The following is a 17,464-nucleotide window of genomic DNA, read 5'->3' on the forward strand; positions in this document are numbered from 1 at the left end:
CTAACGGAGCCCCGTCAGACGGTCTTCGACAATGGCTTCGAGCTTGTCGCGCTGTTCCTCGTTCGCGAGCGCGATCAGCCGGTCCGCGACATGTGGCGGCACGTCCTTGATGCCCAGCCCGACGCCCGCCTTGTGGGAGTGGTCGACGAAGGTCAGCAACGCCTTCGCCCCGGACATGTCCATGTAGCTGACGTCCTTCAGGCTCAGCGACAGGTTCGACCGCTCGTCGCGCAGCGCGGCGAAGACGCGGTCGACCGACAGGAAGGACAGTGGCCCCTCGATGCGGTAGGCGTCGGCGCCGTCGTGCACGATCGACGCCCTGCGCCGACGCGACTTCATCGCGTGCACGATGAGCGCCAGGGCGACGCCGACGGCGACGGCCACGGTCAGGTCGACGAGGACCGTGACGATCATCGTCGCGAACATCACGACGACATCACCCCGCGGAGAGACGTGGGCCTTGCGCAGGCTCTCCCAGTCGAACATGCCGACCGCGGTCAGAATCAGGATCCCGGACAGCACGGCGAGCGGGATGTACCGCACCACGGCCCCTAGGCCGACCACGAGAGCGAGAAGGATGACGCTGTGGGTGGCCGCCGACACGGCCGTACGGCCGCCGCTTCTGACGTTGACCACAGACCTGACGGTCGCACCGGCGCTGGCCAGGCCCCCGAACAGTCCGCTGACGGCGTTGCCGAGCCCCTGGCCGACGAGTTCCTTGTTGCTCCGGTGCCGGTTGCCGGTGATGTTGTCCATGACGACCGAGGTCAGCAGCGAGTCGATGGAGCCCAGCAGCGCGATACTCAGCGCCGGGAGCAGGAGGGTGAGGAGCAGCGACCCGCTGAGCTCGGGGACGGTGATCGACGGGATCGACTCCGGGATCCGGCCTATGTAGTCGATCGCCGTGTTGAGCGGAACCGGACCGATGCGTACGTCCCGCAAGGACGAGTCCGCGGGCCGCAGGACCAACGTCATGCCCACGAGCGCGATCAGACTGGCCGGAATCGATTTGATCACTCGCCCGGACACCAGCATGAGCACGATCGTGCCCGCCACCACCAGGAAACTTCTCTCCACCTGGTCGATCTCACCCAGGATGATGATCAGAGCGATGCCGCCCATGAAACCCGACACCACAGGGTGGGGGATGTAGCGGATGAGCGACCCGAGCCTGCACAGTCCGAACAGGATCTGAAACGCGCCGGCCATCACGAAGGCGAGGAAAGCGCCCTCAAGTCCGTGCTCGGCGATGACCCCGGTGGCCACGACGGTGATAGGACCTGTCGGACCGGTGACCTGGCCGGGAGTCCCGCCGAACAGAGCCGCGAAGAACCCCGCGAAGATAGCGCCATACAGCCCGACGAGCGCGCCCTCGGACGTGCCGGTCGCGGTGATCCCGAACGCGATCGCCAGGGGCAGCGCCACAATGGCCACGGTCAGGCCGGAGAGAACCTCTCGCGCAATGCGCTGGAACATGGGGCCCCGTTTCGGGTCGACGGCATGGCGAACTCACCCCATGACGGGGCGAGTTGCCGACCAGACTTCCCGGCGCTCCGAGCGTAAAGAATACGTATAGAACCCATCAAGGCAAGACCAAGGTCTGTCGGAAGGGATCAGCCGATATTCCATCAGCGACCTCGTTCCGCGGTCAGCAGCCACTGAGGGCCTTCAGTCGGGCGCAACCTCGGGGCGCTCGCGTTCGCGTGGGCGAGCGGATGGGCGCGCCGGCGAGGGAGGGCTGGTCGGCGGCCTCGCCCCGGCGACCCGGAGCTCCGGGTCCTCCATCCGCGGCGAACAGCCCTCACGGAGAGGAAACAAGCAGCTCAAACGCGCCTTCTTCCTCTCCGCGTTCGCCGCACTGGCCGACCCGACCTCGCGCACCTACTACGACAAGAAGATCGCCCAGGGAAAGCACCACAGCCAGGCCATCCTCAGCCTCGCCCGACGCCGGGCCGACGTGCTCTTCGCAAGTAACTGCTGGAAAGTCGCCAGTCACTCGGACCCGGCCAGCCCAAACGCGACGCTCACCACTGAAGCAGTGGCCAGAACGCCACAAACGAACCTCACCGTCGCCGGCGTCAGCAGCCGGTTGGCACCAACCGTGTTCGACATGAAGCCGTGGATCCGCCACGCAACATCGCGATAGTTGAACGCCACCACCAACATGGCGCCCCCGAAGACCAGGCCCCACACGAGCTCCGCCCACGCACTCATCGATCCCCCACAGAGACGCTCGATGCCCAGTATCGAGCCTCGCGCTTGACCAAACCCATAGGGGCACCCCCCGACGGCGCAGAGTCCCGCACACCTCACCATCCGCAAGACTCGGCTCGACGCTGCGGCTCTCCTCACCCTCGCCCCCCCTCACCGCCCCGGCCATGGCCGGCTTCGCCCAGCGATGGCAGGCGGACTGCGCCCTGCGGATCACCCAAGGCGCCCGCCCGGACACTCGCCGCCCGCGCGCGGCAAAACGCCCCCCGTTCTGCCCGGCCGGCAAATAGCCGTCGCCGTCCCGAACAGGTTGCTCCGCCCTCGGCGACCACAACCCGCCCCAATGTGACGCAAGACACAGAGCAGGATGCAAAATTTACCTAGTGCAATGATGGCTCCACATGACGTGTCCGTACCTCCTGACACCAGGACCGCTCACATCAGGAGGTTCCATGCCCCTCTCCCGAAACACGATCGGTGCCGTCTTCGTGGGCGGAGCGCTGGTTCTCACCCTCTCCGCGCTCGCCTATCCCGCCATGCTGGGCATCGAGAACACGGCGACGAACACCTCCCGCATCATCGCGAACACGCCGTACGGTCCCCTCACCGAGGCCGACCGCGATTTCGTGGTCAAGGTCCGCGCGGCCGGTCTGTGGGAGTACCCCCTGGGCGAGATGTCCATGGAGCGCGGTACGACGCAGGAGATGAAGGAGGCGGGCGAGCACCTGGTGGTCGGGCACGCCGGCCTCGACGCGATGTGCCGCAAGATCGCGCCCGAGCTGAACATCACGCTGCCCAACCAGGCCAGCCCGCAGCAACAACAGTTCGTGGCCACCGTGGACGCCAAGTCGGGCAAGGAGTTCGACTCCACCGCCGTCGCCATCATGCGCGTGACCCACGGTCAGATCTTCCCGGTCATCGCCAAGATCCGGGCGAGCACCGAGAACACGCTGGTGCGCCAGCTCGCCGACCTGGCCAACGACACCGTGCTGGACCACATCACGGTTCTGGAGAAGACCGGACTGGTCAACTTCGATCAGGTCAACTTCCAGCAGACCACGCCGCCGAAGCTGCCCAAGGAGCAGCTCACTCCGCCCGCGCCCCAGCCGGGCGCCCCGGTCGTGGTTCTCACCCCACGCCCGGACCTGGACGTGAACACGGCCTCACCTTCGCCTTCCCCATCGGCGGGCTGAGCGTCAGGGTGTGGCCGCCTCAGTACCGTGCGCAGGGCCTGCCGTGGTGTGGGTCAGCCGGTAGGAGCGGACCACTGCCAGCAGGCATGCGGCGACCAGTGCGGCGGCCCAGCCGGCCACGTCGCGCAGCGGTCCCACCGCTGTCACCTCGGCCTGCACGCCCCGTGTCGGCACGTGCCCCTTCGGGTCGTACACCACGGCGAGCGCGTCACCCGGCCGGGTGGTCTGCCCGCAACCGCGCCAGATGCGGACCCTGAGCGGGACGCCGCCCTGGTCGGCCACCGAGCACAGGTAACGGCCGCGTGTGGCTGCGCCCGTCGCTCCAGCCTCGACGGAGGTCACCACCACGGATTCCACGCGCCCCCGGTCCGCCAACACCACGCCCGCGGCCGCCTGCGGGACCTGGAGCGCAAGGCACACGCCCAGCACGGCGACGAGGCCGATCAGTGCCCGGCCTGCACGCACCATGCCCAGATAGAGGACGAGTGCGACGGCGCAGACCAGCCCGGCCTCGCCGTTCGCCAGCGCGGGCAGCCCGTACCAGGCGCCGACGAGAGCGGTGCCGGCGATGGTCACCGCCCCGACCATTCCAGCGAGGAGTCCCTCCCCGACCAGCCACCACGGCGGCAGGCCGACGAATTCCGCCGGCCCCCACACAGAGGTGCGCAGGTGGGCCATCAGGTGCGGTTCTCCGGTGGGCAGGGGTCGACTCGCCCGGCGCATACGCCTCTCCGCCTCCAGCCCTGGTCCATGTCCGTCCGCGACATCCTGGCGTCACGGGCAAGCGATCAACACTGCCCCCGGCCGGACACACATACGCGGGTCGGCTTGCCGGGATCCGGCATCCTGGCGGCGCCTTCACAGTTCCCTTGCATTATGCAAAACGTGGCGGGGCTGGAAAAGTTCGGCCTGATTCCGATGTCGGCCAGGGGTGGGTCAGGCGTCGCGCGCCGCCGCGACGTCCATCGCCCAGCCCAGCGGGTGCGGTTCGGTGTCGTCGAGCGCTGGGGCGAGGGGCTCTCCCCCGGCTTCGTTGAAGGCGGCCAGGGCCTCGATGAGGGCCAACCGCTGCGTCGGGGTGAGCCGTTCGACGATCGCGGCGATCTCGGCCCGGCGCCGGGCCGTGACGTTTGCGACGGTACGGCGACCCTCCTCAGTGAGCCGGAGCAGGGTCTCGCGCCGATTGGCGGGATTGGTCTGCCGGTCGGCGAGTCCGGCAGCGATCAGCCTGTCGACCATGCGCATCGCGGTGGACGGTGCCACGCCGAGCAGGTCGGCGAGCGCGACCAGTTTGGTGGCCCCCCGGGTGTGCAGGACCACCAGCATGCGGAACTGCGGGAGGGTCACTCTCTCCTCGACCTCGGCAAGGGAGCGGGCGGAGACCGCCACCAGCAACCGGGACGCGGTCAGCACCGCCCGGGTCACCGCATCGACATCGTCCATGGCCCCGTCAGGGGTCGCGCGCTCCGCCATGCGTCCTTTCTACCGCGCCCAAGGCGCTGCTCACTCACGGCATGGGAACAGATTTTCCTTCCCCATGACCGTGGTAGCGCAACAGGAGCATCGCGGCATCGTCGCGAGGCGGCCCGGCCGCATGCTGGGCAAGGTCCGCGCGCACCGCCTCCAGGGCGCGGTGCGCGTCGAACTCCTTCAGCAAGTGCGCCCGATCGCCGAGCGGATAGAAACTCCCCTGCTCGTCACGGGCCTCGGTGACACCGTCGGTGTACAGCAGCAGCTGCTCGCCGGGAGCGAAGTCCACCCGGTACGGCTTCGGACCCTCGCCACCGTGGGCGCCCAGGCCCAGCGGCAGAGCGAAGGAGGGTGGGTGCGGGAAGTCGACGGTTCCGTCCCGGCGCACCAGCATCGGGGCCGGGTGGCCGTAGTTCAGCAGGACCGCCTCCTGGTCGGAGCCGATCTCGGCCAGGATCGCGGTGACGAACTTCTCGCCCTCCAGCTCCCGAGCCACACTGCGCTCCAAGCGCTCGCCCAAGCCCACCAGGTCTGGCTCGTCGTGCGCCGCTTCCCGGAACGCGCCGAGGACGACCGCCGCCGTTTCCACCGCGGCCAGCCCCTTGCCCTGCACGTCCCCCACGATCACCCGGATGCCGTGCGGCGAGGCCACCACCTCGTACAGGTCGCCGCCGATCCGCGCCTCGGCGACGGCCGAGGTGTACGACACCGCCGCCTGCAGCGGGCCCGCGGTCAACGGCACCGGCCGCAGCAGCACCCGCTGTGCGACCTCGGCGATCGACCGCACACTGGCCAGTTCCGCCTCCCGGCGCTCGCGCATCACGGCCGCCGTGATGCCGACGCCGGTGACGCCCGCCACCGCGGCCAGCGCGATGTATCCCCGACGCTCCTCGAACAGCCCGTCGTACAGCCCGAGTGCCACACCCAGCATCAGCGCCACGAGTCCGAAGACCGCCGTACGACGCCACCCCCCGACCAGGCCGGAGAACGCGGGTCCGAGCGACACCAGGGGCAGGAAGCCCACACCCGGGCCGGCGACGACGTCCGCGGCCGCCACCACCGCCATCACCACAACGGGCATGGAGGACAGCACCGTCGAGGTCGGTGGCGGTTTCGTGTCGATCATGTGCGTACTCCAGCGGTGTCGAGGCGCTCGAGAGTCGCCCCTCGGCTCCGCGGGCACGCCTCCCCCTCACCTTTAGGCTATGCAAAGGTAGGTCGCGCCAGACGGCTTTTGCCCCGGGTCTTTTACCCAATCGAGTCCAAGAGCCGACATTCCCGACCACCTGTGGAAGGCAACCATGGCGCGCAGCGACACCGCACCCGGCCGCCCTCGACTCCCCACCGGATGGCGGCGCTTGGCCGTACGGGCACCGATCCTCCTGTTCCGCGCGGGGCTGGGGCCGCTGCTCGGGAACCGGCTGCTTCTGCTGCACCACGTCGGCCGCGTCACCGACCTCGACCGCCAGGTGGTCCTGGAAGTGGTGTCCCGAGATGCGGGTGGCGAGAGCTGGATCGTCGCCTCCGGCTTCGGGCCGAAGGCGGACTGGTACCAGAACCTGCGCCACCAACCGAAGACCGTCGCTCAGATCGGCAGCCGCCCGCACGCCGTCACCGCCCGCTTCCTCCCACCCCCCGAGGGCGCCGAGATCATGGTTGACTACGCCCGGCGGCACCCGCGAACGGCTCGCCGTCTGTGCGGCTTCATGGGCTTTCCCGTCGACGGCGGTGAGGCGTCGTTGCGCGAGGCCGGGCGTGCCATCCCGTTCGTCCGGCTCGACTGCGCCGGCGGACACCGCCGGCACAGACGCACGTGACGCCCCGGACAATGCGTCCGGGGCGCCGGGCCGCGGTGGCCGCTTTCCCTTACACCGCGGCGATACCCTCCGTGCCCGTCGGCGGCGATCCGGAAGCCCTTACGCCGCCTGCGCCACCTGCACTCAGGACCAAGGCGAGATCGCCGTACCCCGCGATGGCGGCCGGGAAATCACCGCCGGAGGGCTCCCGACCGGCATGGCGGGACCTGGACAGCCGGGGCAGACTCCGGCGGGTCGGCAGCATGATCGCCACGGCCGCCGCAATAGCGCCGCCCCTGACCGTCTGGTCCCAGCTGGCCACCAGTGGGAGCACTCCGCAAGACGGACAGGGCGACATCACCCGGGAAGGGTCGGAGGACGCTCCCGACGAAAGTGCCGGTGGCGCCTTCCCCACTGTGCATGCCTCTCCCGGGGCCCTCGTCGTACACCACGCCGGCTCGGTCGTTGTCCGGCGTGCGGCGGCAGCGTGAGCCCGAGGAACACCGATCCGGATTGGACCTGCCGCGGGGGAAGGTCCACAGCTTGCGCAGCCGCCTCGGAAGCATCGGTGTCGGCCATGACTTCCGCCGGATCCACCGCACATCTCCACCAAGACTCCGCATGAGCGGGGCGGACGGCTCCAAATCGTGGCACGATGCAAAAGTGCCCCGCCGCTCACTGCCCTCGATGGGTACGCGGCAGGGCTGGAGCGCCGGGAAGCCTGGTCGGCACGGAGGAAGACCGTGTGCCGAGAGGGGACGGCCGTGTCCACCATCCAGGTCGCGCTGGACCGGGCGATGCGCGTCGAAGGAGCTCTCGGCGCCGTCCTCGTCGACTACGTCAGCCGGATGCCGCTCGGCTCGCTGAGCCGTCGGCAGGACCTCGACATGAACCGGGCCGCCCACGGCTGCACCGACGTCGTGCGCGCCCACCTCTCCGCTCTGAACCAGTCGGGCTGCAAGCCGCAGCAGATCGAGGACATCCTGGTCACCTTCGTCGGCGAACTCCATCTCATCCGCCCGCTGACCCGGCGGACCCACGAAGGGCTCTTCCTCCTCCTTGTCCTCGACCGCGAGCGTGCGCATCCAGATCTCGCACGCAAGGAACTCCGCGGCATCGAGGCCCTGTTGTGAGCGTTGACGCGGGCTCACGTGACGCCTGCACCGGGCTGGTCAGGCCCGCTCCACGCGCCCCGCCCCTACCGCCCGCCTAGGATGAGCGTCACAGGCCGGACCTGGGCGCCCGTCCGGGCGGCCCCCGCAGACGAGCCGCAGAAGTGCACGCCGACGCCGTCAGAAGGGGGACAGCCATGAGCGCACCGCGCCTGAGCAGCACGCCGTTGCCGGGTATCGGAGTCCGCTACGACCTGACGACCCGGGAGAACCGCCGCCTGTCGGTGATCGCCCACCGCGACGGCCATCGCACGTTCAGCGCGTACGACAACGACGACCCGGATGCCTGCTCCCTGTCCGCGCGCCTGACGGCGGAGGAGGCAGCGACACTCATCGACGCCCTGATGCCCGCCCACCACACGCCGAACCTGCTCTCCACGACCGACCTCGGGCTCGTGGCCGAGCGGATCGAACTGTCCAGCACCTCGTACTGGAACGGGCGCCTGCTCGGCGAGACCCGGATGCGCACCGACACCGGAGCCTCGATCGTGGCCGTGCTGCGCCGGGCCGAGGCGATACCCTCCCCCGCCCCCGACTTCCGACTGGCCGGCGGCGACACCCTCATCATGATCGGCACCCGCGAGGGCGTGGAGGCTGCCGCCGCGATACTCGGGCGGGAGTGAGCCGACATGCACTCATCCGCTGTCTTCCTGATCGAGTTCGGCTGCCTCATCCTCGGACTCGGGCTGCTCGGCCGGCTCGCCGGGCGGCTGCGCTTCTCGCCGATACCGCTGTACCTACTGGCCGGGCTCGCCTTCGGCAAGGGCGGACTGCTGCCGCTGGGCTCCAGCGAGGACTTCGTCGCCGTCGGGGCCGAGATCGGCGTCATCCTGTTGCTCCTCATGCTGGGCCTGGAGTACACCGCCAGCGATCTGGTCACCAATCTCAGAACCCACTATCCCGCCGGCATCGTTGACGCCGTCCTCAATGCCCTGCCGGGTGCGGTACTGGCCCTGCTACTGGGCTGGGGACCCGTCGCCGCCGTCGTGCTGGCAGGCGTCACCTGGGTCTCCTCCTCCGGCGTCATCGCCAAGGTGCTCGGCGATCTGGGGCGGCTCGGCAACCGCGAGACGCCGACCATCCTAAGCATCCTCGTCCTCGAGGACCTCTCCATGGCGGTCTACCTGCCCATCGTCACCGCTCTGCTGGTCGGCGCGGGCTGGGCGGCCGGAAGCATCACCCTCGCCATCGCCCTGGGTGCCGCTGCTCTCGTACTGGTCCTGGCCGTCCGCTACGGCCGCCACATCTCCCGTTTCGTCTCCAGCGACGACCCCGAGAAGCTGCTGCTCGTCGTCCTCGGCCTCACCCTGGTGATCGCCGGGCTCGCCCAGCGACTGCAGGTCTCCGCCGCCGTGGGAGCTTTCCTGGTCGGCATCGCCCTGTCCGGCGAGGTGGCCGAGGGTGCCCACAGCCTGCTCTCCCCGCTGCGGGACCTGTTCGCCGCGGTGTTCTTCGTCTTCTTCGGCCTGAACACCGACCCCGCCACCATCCCGCCCGTCCTCCTGCCCGCCCTCACCCTCGCCACCGTCACCACCCTGACGAAGATCGCCACCGGCTACTGGGCCGCCCGCCGCGCCGGAATCGGCCGCAAGGGCCGCTGGCGTGCCGGGGGCACCCTCGTCGCCAGGGGCGAGTTCTCCATCGTCATCGCCGGGCTCGCCGTCACCGCCGGCATAGAACCCTCACTCGGCCCGCTGGCCACGGCCTACGTCCTGATCCTCGTCCTCCTCGGCCCCATCACGGCGCGCTACACCGAACCGCTGGCCACACGCATGCTGGTACGGCGCCGCCGGACGCCGACCCCGGCGGCTGTGGATGCGGCCCCGGCACCGCCGTACGAGACCATCGACAGCCAGGACACCGTCGACCATGCGTGACCGAGAAGGAACTGTCGAGCGCCGTGGGGCACCGGATCGCGTATGTGGCCATACCGGACGATGAGGCCCTTGCGGGGCTGACCGGGCTGGGGCTTCCTGACTGGCTCGCGGAACAGATCGTCGCGGCGTTCCGGTCGCTGCGCGCGGGCGTGAATGCGTACACCGCCGACTGGGTGCAACGGCTGACCGGTCGGGAGCCGCGGTCCATCGCGGAGTACGCCCGTTGGATCGCTCCGCAGCTGAGCGATCGATAGCCTGCGGACCGACGAGGCCCGAACAGCTGCTGCCTTTCGCAGCCTGCACCCTCCTCGCCCACAGCCTCACACTCGACGTGCGAGCCTGACCTACTACCTGCACTCTCTCGACCCCTGCGTTGCCAGCCGTCACCACGTGCGACGTCGGCCGGCGACCTGAGCGAGCGCGTTTGAAGCGGGACTCCGTCGCCGCGCAACGATCGCGACGAGCGCCACCGCCACCCCACAGATACGCTGCGAGCAGGTGTGCCGGGAAGCCTGGTCGGCGAGCACCTTGCCTGCCTACCCCGGAGTCCGCGATGCGTCTCTTCCGCTTCCCGCACCGGCCACGGCACGCGCCGGGGGAACCGCGCGGGCGTGAAGTGGTCCGGCTGCGCGGCGAACTGGACGCCCGCAACGCCTCCGCGACCGGTCGGCGCCTCGTGCGGCTCATCAACACCGGGCCGGAAGTCCTGGAGGTCGACCTGGCGCAAGTGAAGTACGTCAGCCCGGATGGCTGCGAAGCTCTTTTCATGGCGCTCAGGGCCGCTCGGGCCCGCGGCACCACCCGTCTGGTCGTGACGCACGCCAACGACCGCGCACGGTTGGTCATGTACCAGCTCGGCCTCTCCCGCGCCCTGTGGAGCGAAGACAGCGATGGCTCGTAACGGGAGGTCGCCTTGCTTCCGGGATCCGGCAATGTGCGGCACGCCAAGGTGCGCGTCAAGGACCTGTCAATGCCGCGTAAAGAACGTGTAGGGTTCCCAGCGGTGTGCCGGGAAGCCTGGTCGGCGGTTTTGAGGACAAATCTCTTCGTCGATCGGGGGTTCAGGTCATGGTGCTCGTTGTGGTCTTCGGGGTGGCGCTGCTCATCGCGGTGCTGCTGTCAGGTCTGGCCGCCCGGACCGTGCTGTCCACCTCCTTTCTCTTCCTGGTCGGCGGCGCTCTCGTCAGTGACGGCTTTCTCGGGCTGATCCACATCACGCCGGACAGCGAGATCGTGTCCGTCACAGCTGACCTGGCGCTGTTCGCGGTGCTGTTCACCGACGGTATGCACGTCTCCTTCCCGAAGCTGAAGGAGAACTGGAGGAACCCGGCCCGCGCGCTCGGGCTCGGCATGCCGCTGGCGTTCGTCGGGATGGCGCTGATCACGCACTACCTGGTGGGTCTGGACTGGACGACGTCCTTCCTGGTCGGTGCCGTTCTCGCTCCGACGGACCCGGTGTTCGCCTCCGCGATCGTCGGACGCAAGGAAGTCCCGGCAAAGCTGCGGCAGTTGCTGAACGTGGAGAGCGGCATCAACGACGGGCTCGCCCTGCCGGTCGTCCTCATCCTGATCGCCGCGGCCGGGCCGACCTCCGGGCACGCCGAGGCCGAGTTCGGGAAGATCGCACTAGAGCTGGTCCTCGGGCTTGTCTTCGGCATCGTCATCCCGTTCGTGGTGATCGAGCTCGTACGTTTCCGGCTGCTGGGCGCCGAGCCCAAGCTGCAGCCCCTTCTGCCGCTGGCGATCGGTGTGATCCTGTACGCCCTGTGCCACCTCACCCACGCCAACCCCTACCTCGCCGCCTTCTCGGCGGGTGCGGTGCTCACCGCGCGCTCGCTGGAGGCGAAGGAGGCGTTCGAGCCGCTGGGCGAGGCGCTGGCCGAGCTGGCGAAGTTCGCGGCGCTGCTGGTGTTCGGCGCGCTGCTGACGCCTCAGCTGTTCGGCGATCTGTCCTTCGGCGGCTACGTCGCCGTGGTCCTGGCGATCGTTTTGATCCGTCCGGCCTCGCTGCTGCTGTCGCTGCTGGGGACGCGCTTCACCCGGCAGGAGAAGCTGGTCGCGGCGTGGTTCGGGCCGAAGGGCTTCGCCTCGGTGGTGTACGGGCTGCTGGTGCTGCAGGCCGGGATCCCGCAGGGCGAGGAGGCGTTCACACTCATCGCCGTGTGCATCGCCTTCTCGATCATCGCGCACAGCTCCACCGACGTACCGATCGCCCGCCTCTTCCACGTCGAGGACATCGCCGGCGTGGACGGCGACGGCACCACCCCTGCTCCCCGTACCGCCAAGGAGGCCGGCCATGTCGGCGCGTGAACTCGCCGAGCCCTACCCGCACGTGTCCACCGATGACGACGCCACCGACGCGGCCCGGCTGCTGGCCGAGCAGAAGCTGCCGGCGCTGCTGGTCGTGGACCGCGACGGGCAGCCGTATGCCATCGTGCCCGGCTCGCAGCTCATCGGGCAGCTCGTGCCCGAGTACGCGCGGGAGGACCCGCATCTCGCGGCCGGGCTCGACGACCGGGAACTCGAGGAGGTGCCAGGCAAGCTCGCCGCGCTCACGGTCGCCGAATGGCTTCCGCGCCGCAGGTTCCAGCCGCCGGCAGTCGGCCCGGACACGAGCGTCATGCACGTCGCGGCACTGATGGCCCGCACCCACACGCCGCTGGTCGCCGTCGTCGAACACGACGGCGACCAGATCCGCCTGGCGGGCGCCATCACGGCCGCCCGCCTCATGCAGCGACTGGTCGGAGAATCGTGAACGGCTGGCAGAGCTGGGCCGCGATAGCCGTCTTCGTCATCACATACGGCCTGATCATCAGCGAGAAGATCCATCGCGTCGGCGCGGCCCTGGGCGGCGCCGCGCTGATGCTGGCGATCGGGGCGACCGATGACAAGGCAGCCTTCTTCTCCGAGCACTCCGGCATCGACTGGAACGTCATCTTCCTGCTCCTGGGCATGATGATGATCGTCGGCGTGCTCAAGAAGACGGGCATGTTCGAGTACCTCGCCATCTGGGCCGTGAAGCGGGCACGGGCACGGCCGTTCCGGGTGATGGTGATGCTCGTCGTCATCACGGCCCTCGCCTCGGCCCTGCTGGACAACGTCACCACGGTGCTTCTGGTCGCCCCGGTGACCCTGCTGGTGTGCGAGCGGCTCGCGCTGCCCGCCGCCCCCTTCCTCATCGCCGAGGTGTTCGCCTCCAACATCGGCGGCACCGCCACGCTGGTCGGCGACCCGCCCAACATCATCATCGCCAGCCGGGCCGGCCTGACCTTCAACGACTTCCTCGTCCACCTCGCCCCGCTGTCCGCGATCCTGACCGTGGTGCTGGTCGTGCTGTGCCGGTTCCTGTTCCGCAAGTCCTTCGTCTACGACGAGACGCGCGCCGAAGAGGTCATGGCGCTGGAGGAGAAGGAAGCAATCAGGGACCCTCGGCTGCTGGTGCAGGGCCTGATCGTGCTCGTCCTGGTCGTCGCCGGGTTCGTGCTGCACCCGGTGCTGCACTACGAGCCCAGCGTCGTCGCCCTGCTCGGCGCCGGCCTGCTGATCGCGATCTCCGCAGTGGAGACCGGCGACGTACTCGGCGAGGTCGAGTGGCCCACCCTCGCCTTCTTCGCCGGACTCTTCATCATGATCGGCGGCCTCATCGAGACCGGCGTCATCGGCGAGGTCTCCCGCTCCCTCGCCGACGCCATCGGCGACAACGAACTCGGCGGCTCGATGCTGCTGCTGGGCGCCTCGGCCGTGCTGTCCGGCATCGTCGACAACATCCCCTACGTCGCCACCATGGCCCCGATCACCGCCGACCTGGTGAACAACATGGGCGGGGACCCCGACCACGTCATGTGGTGGGCCCTGGCTATCGGCGCCGACCTCGGCGGCAACGCCACCGCGATCGGCGCGAGCGCCAACGTGGTCGTTCTCGGCATCGCCGAACGCAATCGGCAGCCCATCACCTTCTGGCAGTTCACCAAGTACGGCCTCGTCGTCACCGTCGTCACGGTGACTCTGTCCGCTCTGTACGTGTGGCTGCGCTACTTCGCGCTCGCCTGAGTCGGAGGTGTCGTAAGGCATGGTCGTCCTCCCTCCGCAGACACGCGGGTCCACGCGTCCGGGACACATGATCGTCGCCGGTGACGACGCGCTCGCCGAGCGGCTGGCCGCCGAACTCGGCACGGTCTACCGGGAGCGGATCACCCTCGTGGTGCCCGCCAGCCGGAGCCACCCCGGCGGGCCGCCGACGAGAGCCTCCGCGCTCCTCGGCCGGGTGCAGACGGCGATGAACCGCGCCGCCACCCTGGACACCGGGGTGCCCCAGGTGGTCGAGGCGCCCGTGCTGGACGAGGCCGCGCTGGCCGAGGCCGGCGTGCGCGAGGCCGCCGCGCTGGCACTGGTTCATGACGACGACGAGACCAACATCCACGCCGCGCTGGCCGCCCGCCGCCTCAACCCACGCCTGCGGCTCGTCATCCGGCTCTACAACCGCAAGCTCGGCCAGCACCTGGAGGAACTCCTCGACCAGGCCGCCGCCCTCGCCGTCCCCGGCTTGGACCCGGAGGCCCTGGACACCTCCACCACGGTCCTGTCCGACGCGGACACCGCGGCTCCCGCCCTCGCCGCCACGGCCGTGGCCGGCACCAGCAAGGTCGTCCAGGCCGACGGGCTGCTGTTACGCGCGGTGGAACGCACCCCGCCGGGCCAGGGCCGCGTCGCCGATCGCGGTCTGTGCACGCTCGCGCTGCTGTCCTCGACGACCGTCGACCCTGCGGGCGCGGAAGGTTCGGACGCCAGCGGCCGGGAGGGGCCCCAGTTGCTGCCGGACGAGGAGACGGTGGCCGCGGCCACCGGCCGCGGCACGGTGGTCCTGGAAGCCATCGCGCACACCGGATCGGCTCCCCCGCCGAACCGCCTTGCAGGACGCGGACTGCCGCTCGGCCGACTCTTCTCCCGCCGGCTTCGCTGGTCGCTGGCCGGTCTCGTGGCCTGCGTTCTGGCACTGGCCGTGGCGACCTGGCTGACCAGCGAGCCCCATCTGCTGCACGCCTCCTACCTCACCCTGCTCGACCTCTTCGCGATCGGCGATCCCGCACTCGACGAGCCGGCCTCCCGCCAGATACTCCAACTCCTCTCCGGGCTGGCCGGGTTGCTGTTTCTGCCCGTGCTGCTCGCGGCCGCCCTTGAGGCGTTCGGTACCTTCCGCACCGCGTCCACTCTGCGCCGCCCGCCACGCGGACTGTCCGGCCACGTCGTCCTGCTCGGACTCGGCAAGGTCGGCACCCGCGTCCTGTCCCGGCTGCACGAACTCGGCATACCCGTGGTGTGCGTCGAGGAGGACCCGGAGGCACGCGGCATCCCCGTCGCGCGGCGGATACGGGTGCCCGTGGTGATCGGGGATGCCACACAGGAAGGCGTGCTCGAATCGGCCCGGATCAACCGCGCGCACTCCCTGCTCGCCCTCACCAGCAGCGACACCACCAACCTCGAAGCGGCCCTGTACGCACGCTCCGTCAAGCCCGACCTGCGCACAGCGCTGCGGCTGTACGACGACGACTTCGCCGCCGCCGTCTACCGCACCCTGCGCGCCGCCCACCCCCGCGCGCTCACCCGCAGCCGCAGCGTCTCCACCCTCGCCGCACCCGCCTTCGCCGGGGCCATGATGGGCCGTCAGATCCTCGGCGCCATCCCGGTCGAACGCCGCGTGCTGCTCTTCGCCGCCCTGAACGTCGCCGGCCACCCGCAACTGGAGGGCCGCACGATCGCCGAGTCCTTCCGACCGGGTGCCTGGCGCGTCATCGCTTTGGACACCGCCGCGCCCGACGAACGCCTCCCCGACCTCTCGGCCACCCCGGCCCACGACACCGCCGACCGCGCCGCCGGCCTCGTATGGGACCTCCATCCCGGCTACGTGCTACGTGCCGAGGACCGGGTGGTACTGGCGGCCACCCGACAGGGGCTGGCCGAGCTCCTCGGACGGGCGCCAGGACTGGGAACACGGTCCGGCCACGGGCACGGCACGTAGCAGAACCCCGCGAAGACTGCCGGAACCAGGCAGTGACGCTCTGCAACGCCCCGTGGGACCGTCACGTGCGGTGGTCGACGGCGCCGCGGCAGGTAGGCCCGCCGATGGGCGGCCACCCGGACAGACAAGGAGGGTGCGCGTGTTCGACTTGCTCTGGGTGTGCGGTTGGTCGGTGCTCGTCCTGCCTTTCGCGATCGCCCTGCTACGGGGCTGGGCCCCCGAGCGGGTCCGGCGGCACGCCACCCCGTGGGAGATCCGTGTCCGCGCAGTCGCGCTGCTGGTGTTCTGGGCGAGCGGACTGGCCGTTCCACTCGCGCGGTGGGGTGGGCTCGATGCCGAGGACACCGCGTTCTTCGCGTTTCCGGCGCAGTTCGGGCTGATGCTGTTCGGGGCGGGAATCATGTGTGGTTCGCAGCTCGGTGAGCGGTTCCGTCGGCAAGCCATGCGGTCCTGGACGCCGGATGAGGCGCGGGGCGGTGACTGGGGACCGCCGGGTCCGCGGTCCGTCGGCTGACTCAGCCCGCCTTCCACCCCCACCGCGTGCCGATCCGCTCCCACTCCGTGTCCCACTGCGCCATACGACGCCGCTCCAGCCCTCGTCGCACCACCCACACCGCTCCCCAGACCACACCGCCCGCGCCCGTCCCCACCATCACGCCTCCGAAAACCGCGTGCAGCCGGGCCTCGCCCTCAGTCAGGGGGTCGACCGTGATCCGGCCGTTCCCGTCCGTCCACACGGTCACCGTGCTCCCGGCCCGGGCCCTGACCGGCACCCTGGCCTCGTCCGTGTGCGTCGAGCCGTCCGTCGCCGTCCAGCGCACCGTCGCCCATACCCGGTAGTCGCTCGTCCCCCGCATGGAAACCCTGTCCTGCGCGTCCTCCACGAGCACGGCCGGGACGCGGCGGCTCTCCGCCCGTTTCCGCTCGGCGTCCCGCTCGAACGCGCCGGCCGACGTCAGCCCTGCAAGGATGCTGCCGACGAAGACGAGCGCCCACCCGGTGAGCACGACCCATGCCTCGATGAGATCGCTGCGGCGTCTGAGCGGATTCCGCCGCCACCGCCACATCCGCACCCGCCGAGACCTCACCATCGGCCGACACCCCCTCGGGCCCTCGTGAGCACCGACAGCACACCTCCAGTGTCCCCCTGCCTGGCCCCGCGCGTATGTTTCGCGTCAATGCCCTGGCCCGTGCACCACACGTGTACGACGCTGAGTACAGGGACGTTTTCAGCAGATGAGGAGCCCGCCGTGCGCGCGCGTGACCTGGCGGTCGGATACGAGACGGTGAGCGTCGACAGCGACGCCATGGAGGCAGCCCGGCTGATGGCCGAGCACAGGCTGCCCGGCCTGCTGGTGCTCGATGAGCGGGGTGAGCCGAAGGCGATCCTGCCCGCCTCCCAGATGGTCAAGGTGCTGGTGCCCTCCTACGTCGTCGAGGACCCGACCCTCGCGGCCGTGGTCGACGAGAAGCACGCCGACCGGCTGTGCCAGGCGCTCGCCGGCCGACGCGTCGGCGACTGTCTGTCCAGCAGGGCCGAGCCGCCGCCGATCGCGGACCCCGACGACACCGCGCTGGAGGTGGCCGCGCTGATGGCACGGGTGCGCAGCCCGCTGGTGGCGGTCGCCCAGAGGGACAAGGCCGGTACTCATCTGCTCGGCGTGATCACTGCCTCACACCTTCTGCACGAACTTCTCGGGGCCGCGGGCGTGGTCGGCCAGGCGTGAGC

19 protein-coding genes and 1 pseudogene are annotated in these 17,464 nt (G+C 70.0%); 14 read left to right on the forward strand and 6 right to left on the reverse strand.

Features of this window, described 5'->3' with window-relative positions; all coding sequences use genetic code 11:
- Window positions 1-1,476, reverse strand: a complete 1,476-nt coding sequence (locus ACFWYS_RS32910; protein WP_384776638.1) for a SulP family inorganic anion transporter — start codon at window positions 1,474-1,476, stop codon at window positions 1-3.
- Window positions 1,477-1,747: 271 nt separating this feature from the next.
- On the opposite strand from ACFWYS_RS32910, the pseudogene ACFWYS_RS32915 reads away from it, so the two are divergent.
- Window positions 1,748-1,969: pseudogene (locus ACFWYS_RS32915) on the forward strand (transposase); the annotation flags it as partial.
- A gap of 23 nt (window positions 1,970-1,992) precedes the next feature.
- Here ACFWYS_RS32915 and ACFWYS_RS32920 read toward each other — a convergent pair.
- Window positions 1,993-2,214 carry a hypothetical protein gene (locus ACFWYS_RS32920; RefSeq protein WP_384776640.1) on the reverse strand — a complete coding sequence of 74 codons (222 nt, stop codon included), beginning with the start codon at window positions 2,212-2,214 and terminating at the stop codon, window positions 1,993-1,995.
- 449 nt (window positions 2,215-2,663) lie between these two features.
- Here ACFWYS_RS32920 and ACFWYS_RS32925 point away from each other — a divergent pair, with 449 nt between their 5' ends.
- Window positions 2,664-3,404 (forward strand): DUF4142 domain-containing protein, encoded by a 741-nt coding sequence (locus ACFWYS_RS32925; protein ID WP_384776642.1) that lies wholly within the window; start codon window positions 2,664-2,666, stop codon window positions 3,402-3,404.
- A gap of 3 nt (window positions 3,405-3,407) precedes the next feature.
- Here the strand turns inward: ACFWYS_RS32925 and ACFWYS_RS32930 are convergent, their stop codons facing one another.
- From ACFWYS_RS32930 to ACFWYS_RS32940, 3 genes are all read right to left on the reverse strand, one after another.
- Window positions 3,408-4,127, reverse strand: coding sequence for a hypothetical protein (locus tag ACFWYS_RS32930; protein WP_384776644.1), 720 nt, complete (start codon window positions 4,125-4,127; stop codon window positions 3,408-3,410).
- A 213-nt stretch (window positions 4,128-4,340) separates the two neighbouring features.
- Window positions 4,341-4,877: a MarR family winged helix-turn-helix transcriptional regulator gene (locus ACFWYS_RS32935; RefSeq protein ID WP_384776646.1), complete on the reverse strand. Its 537-nt coding sequence runs from the start codon at window positions 4,875-4,877 to the stop codon at window positions 4,341-4,343.
- Window positions 4,878-4,911: 34 nt separating this feature from the next.
- Window positions 4,912-6,000, reverse strand: a complete 1,089-nt coding sequence (locus tag ACFWYS_RS32940) for a PP2C family protein-serine/threonine phosphatase (RefSeq protein ID WP_384776647.1) — start codon at window positions 5,998-6,000, stop codon at window positions 4,912-4,914.
- Between the two features lie 175 nt (window positions 6,001-6,175).
- Between ACFWYS_RS32940 and ACFWYS_RS32945 the strand changes: the two genes are divergently transcribed.
- The 11 genes from ACFWYS_RS32945 to ACFWYS_RS32995 all read left to right on the forward strand — a co-directional run bounded on the left by ACFWYS_RS32945 (window position 6,176) and on the right by ACFWYS_RS32995 (window position 16,249).
- The gene (locus tag ACFWYS_RS32945) at window positions 6,176-6,691 is read left to right on the forward strand and encodes a nitroreductase family deazaflavin-dependent oxidoreductase (RefSeq protein WP_384776649.1); all 516 of its coding nucleotides are present in this window, start codon (window positions 6,176-6,178) and stop codon (window positions 6,689-6,691) included.
- Window positions 6,692-7,434: 743 nt separating this feature from the next.
- Window positions 7,435-7,803 carry a hypothetical protein gene (locus ACFWYS_RS32950; RefSeq protein WP_384776651.1) on the forward strand — a complete coding sequence of 123 codons (369 nt, stop codon included), beginning with the start codon at window positions 7,435-7,437 and terminating at the stop codon, window positions 7,801-7,803.
- 176 nt (window positions 7,804-7,979) lie between these two features.
- Entirely contained in the window at window positions 7,980-8,465 is a 486-nt protein-coding gene (locus ACFWYS_RS32955; RefSeq protein ID WP_384776653.1) for a cation:proton antiporter regulatory subunit, read from the forward strand.
- A gap of 6 nt (window positions 8,466-8,471) precedes the next feature.
- Window positions 8,472-9,719, forward strand: coding sequence for a cation:proton antiporter (locus ACFWYS_RS32960; RefSeq protein ID WP_384776655.1), 1,248 nt, complete (start codon window positions 8,472-8,474; stop codon window positions 9,717-9,719).
- Window positions 9,716-9,973 carry a hypothetical protein gene (locus ACFWYS_RS32965; protein ID WP_384776657.1) on the forward strand — a complete coding sequence of 86 codons (258 nt, stop codon included), beginning with the start codon at window positions 9,716-9,718 and terminating at the stop codon, window positions 9,971-9,973. The genes ACFWYS_RS32960 and ACFWYS_RS32965 overlap by 4 nt, the downstream gene beginning before the upstream one ends.
- Window positions 9,974-10,272: 299 nt before the next feature.
- Window positions 10,273-10,620 carry an STAS domain-containing protein gene (locus tag ACFWYS_RS32970; RefSeq protein ID WP_384776659.1) on the forward strand — a complete coding sequence of 116 codons (348 nt, stop codon included), beginning with the start codon at window positions 10,273-10,275 and terminating at the stop codon, window positions 10,618-10,620.
- A gap of 167 nt (window positions 10,621-10,787) precedes the next feature.
- The gene (locus ACFWYS_RS32975) at window positions 10,788-12,029 is read left to right on the forward strand and encodes a cation:proton antiporter (RefSeq protein ID WP_384776661.1); all 1,242 of its coding nucleotides are present in this window, start codon (window positions 10,788-10,790) and stop codon (window positions 12,027-12,029) included.
- Window positions 12,016-12,474 carry a CBS domain-containing protein gene (locus ACFWYS_RS32980; protein WP_384776663.1) on the forward strand — a complete coding sequence of 153 codons (459 nt, stop codon included), beginning with the start codon at window positions 12,016-12,018 and terminating at the stop codon, window positions 12,472-12,474. The genes ACFWYS_RS32975 and ACFWYS_RS32980 overlap by 14 nt, the downstream gene beginning before the upstream one ends.
- The gene (locus ACFWYS_RS32985) at window positions 12,471-13,769 is read left to right on the forward strand and encodes an ArsB/NhaD family transporter (protein WP_384776665.1); all 1,299 of its coding nucleotides are present in this window, start codon (window positions 12,471-12,473) and stop codon (window positions 13,767-13,769) included. Before ACFWYS_RS32980 ends, ACFWYS_RS32985 begins: the two co-directional genes overlap by 4 nt.
- A 19-nt stretch (window positions 13,770-13,788) precedes the next feature.
- Window positions 13,789-15,735, forward strand: coding sequence for an NAD-binding protein (locus ACFWYS_RS32990; RefSeq protein ID WP_384776667.1), 1,947 nt, complete (start codon window positions 13,789-13,791; stop codon window positions 15,733-15,735).
- A 139-nt stretch (window positions 15,736-15,874) separates the two neighbouring features.
- Window positions 15,875-16,249 (forward strand): hypothetical protein, encoded by a 375-nt coding sequence (locus tag ACFWYS_RS32995; RefSeq protein WP_384776669.1) that lies wholly within the window; start codon window positions 15,875-15,877, stop codon window positions 16,247-16,249.
- 1 nt (window position 16,250) lies between these two features.
- Here ACFWYS_RS32995 and ACFWYS_RS33000 read toward each other — a convergent pair whose 3' ends face one another.
- Window positions 16,251-16,826, reverse strand: coding sequence for a hypothetical protein (locus ACFWYS_RS33000; RefSeq protein WP_384776671.1), 576 nt, complete (start codon window positions 16,824-16,826; stop codon window positions 16,251-16,253).
- A gap of 159 nt (window positions 16,827-16,985) precedes the next feature.
- On the opposite strand from ACFWYS_RS33000, the gene ACFWYS_RS33005 reads away from it, so the two are divergent.
- A complete protein-coding gene (locus tag ACFWYS_RS33005) occupies window positions 16,986-17,462 on the forward strand; it encodes a CBS domain-containing protein (RefSeq protein ID WP_384776672.1) in 477 nt (158 codons plus the stop codon).
- Window positions 17,463-17,464 lie beyond the last annotated feature (2 nt).

Source organism: Streptomyces sp. NPDC059010 (genome assembly GCF_042740355.1).
Lineage (GTDB): Bacteria > Actinomycetota > Actinomycetes > Streptomycetales > Streptomycetaceae > Streptomyces.

What these genes read in the sequence shown, in the direction of transcription:
- ACFWYS_RS32910 (WP_384776638.1), bottom strand. Translation starts at nt 1,476, where the DNA reads ATGTTCCAGCGCATTGCGCGAGAGGTTCTCTCCGGCCTGACCGTGGCC.
- ACFWYS_RS32920 (WP_384776640.1), bottom strand. Translation starts at nt 2,214, where the DNA reads ATGAGTGCGTGGGCGGAGCTCGTGTGGGGCCTGGTCTTCGGGGGCGCC.
- ACFWYS_RS32925 (WP_384776642.1), top strand. Translation starts at nt 2,664, where the DNA reads ATGCCCCTCTCCCGAAACACGATCGGTGCCGTCTTCGTGGGCGGAGCG.
- ACFWYS_RS32930 (WP_384776644.1), bottom strand. Translation starts at nt 4,127, where the DNA reads ATGCGCCGGGCGAGTCGACCCCTGCCCACCGGAGAACCGCACCTGATG.
- ACFWYS_RS32935 (WP_384776646.1), bottom strand. Translation starts at nt 4,877, where the DNA reads ATGGCGGAGCGCGCGACCCCTGACGGGGCCATGGACGATGTCGATGCG.
- ACFWYS_RS32940 (WP_384776647.1), bottom strand. Translation starts at nt 6,000, where the DNA reads ATGATCGACACGAAACCGCCACCGACCTCGACGGTGCTGTCCTCCATG.
- ACFWYS_RS32945 (WP_384776649.1), top strand. Translation starts at nt 6,176, where the DNA reads ATGGCGCGCAGCGACACCGCACCCGGCCGCCCTCGACTCCCCACCGGA.
- ACFWYS_RS32955 (WP_384776653.1), top strand. Translation starts at nt 7,980, where the DNA reads ATGAGCGCACCGCGCCTGAGCAGCACGCCGTTGCCGGGTATCGGAGTC.
- ACFWYS_RS32960 (WP_384776655.1), top strand. Translation starts at nt 8,472, where the DNA reads ATGCACTCATCCGCTGTCTTCCTGATCGAGTTCGGCTGCCTCATCCTC.
- ACFWYS_RS32970 (WP_384776659.1), top strand. Translation starts at nt 10,273, where the DNA reads ATGCGTCTCTTCCGCTTCCCGCACCGGCCACGGCACGCGCCGGGGGAA.
- ACFWYS_RS32975 (WP_384776661.1), top strand. Translation starts at nt 10,788, where the DNA reads ATGGTGCTCGTTGTGGTCTTCGGGGTGGCGCTGCTCATCGCGGTGCTG.
- ACFWYS_RS32980 (WP_384776663.1), top strand. Translation starts at nt 12,016, where the DNA reads ATGTCGGCGCGTGAACTCGCCGAGCCCTACCCGCACGTGTCCACCGAT.
- ACFWYS_RS32990 (WP_384776667.1), top strand. Translation starts at nt 13,789, where the DNA reads ATGGTCGTCCTCCCTCCGCAGACACGCGGGTCCACGCGTCCGGGACAC.
- ACFWYS_RS33000 (WP_384776671.1), bottom strand. Translation starts at nt 16,826, where the DNA reads ATGGTGAGGTCTCGGCGGGTGCGGATGTGGCGGTGGCGGCGGAATCCG.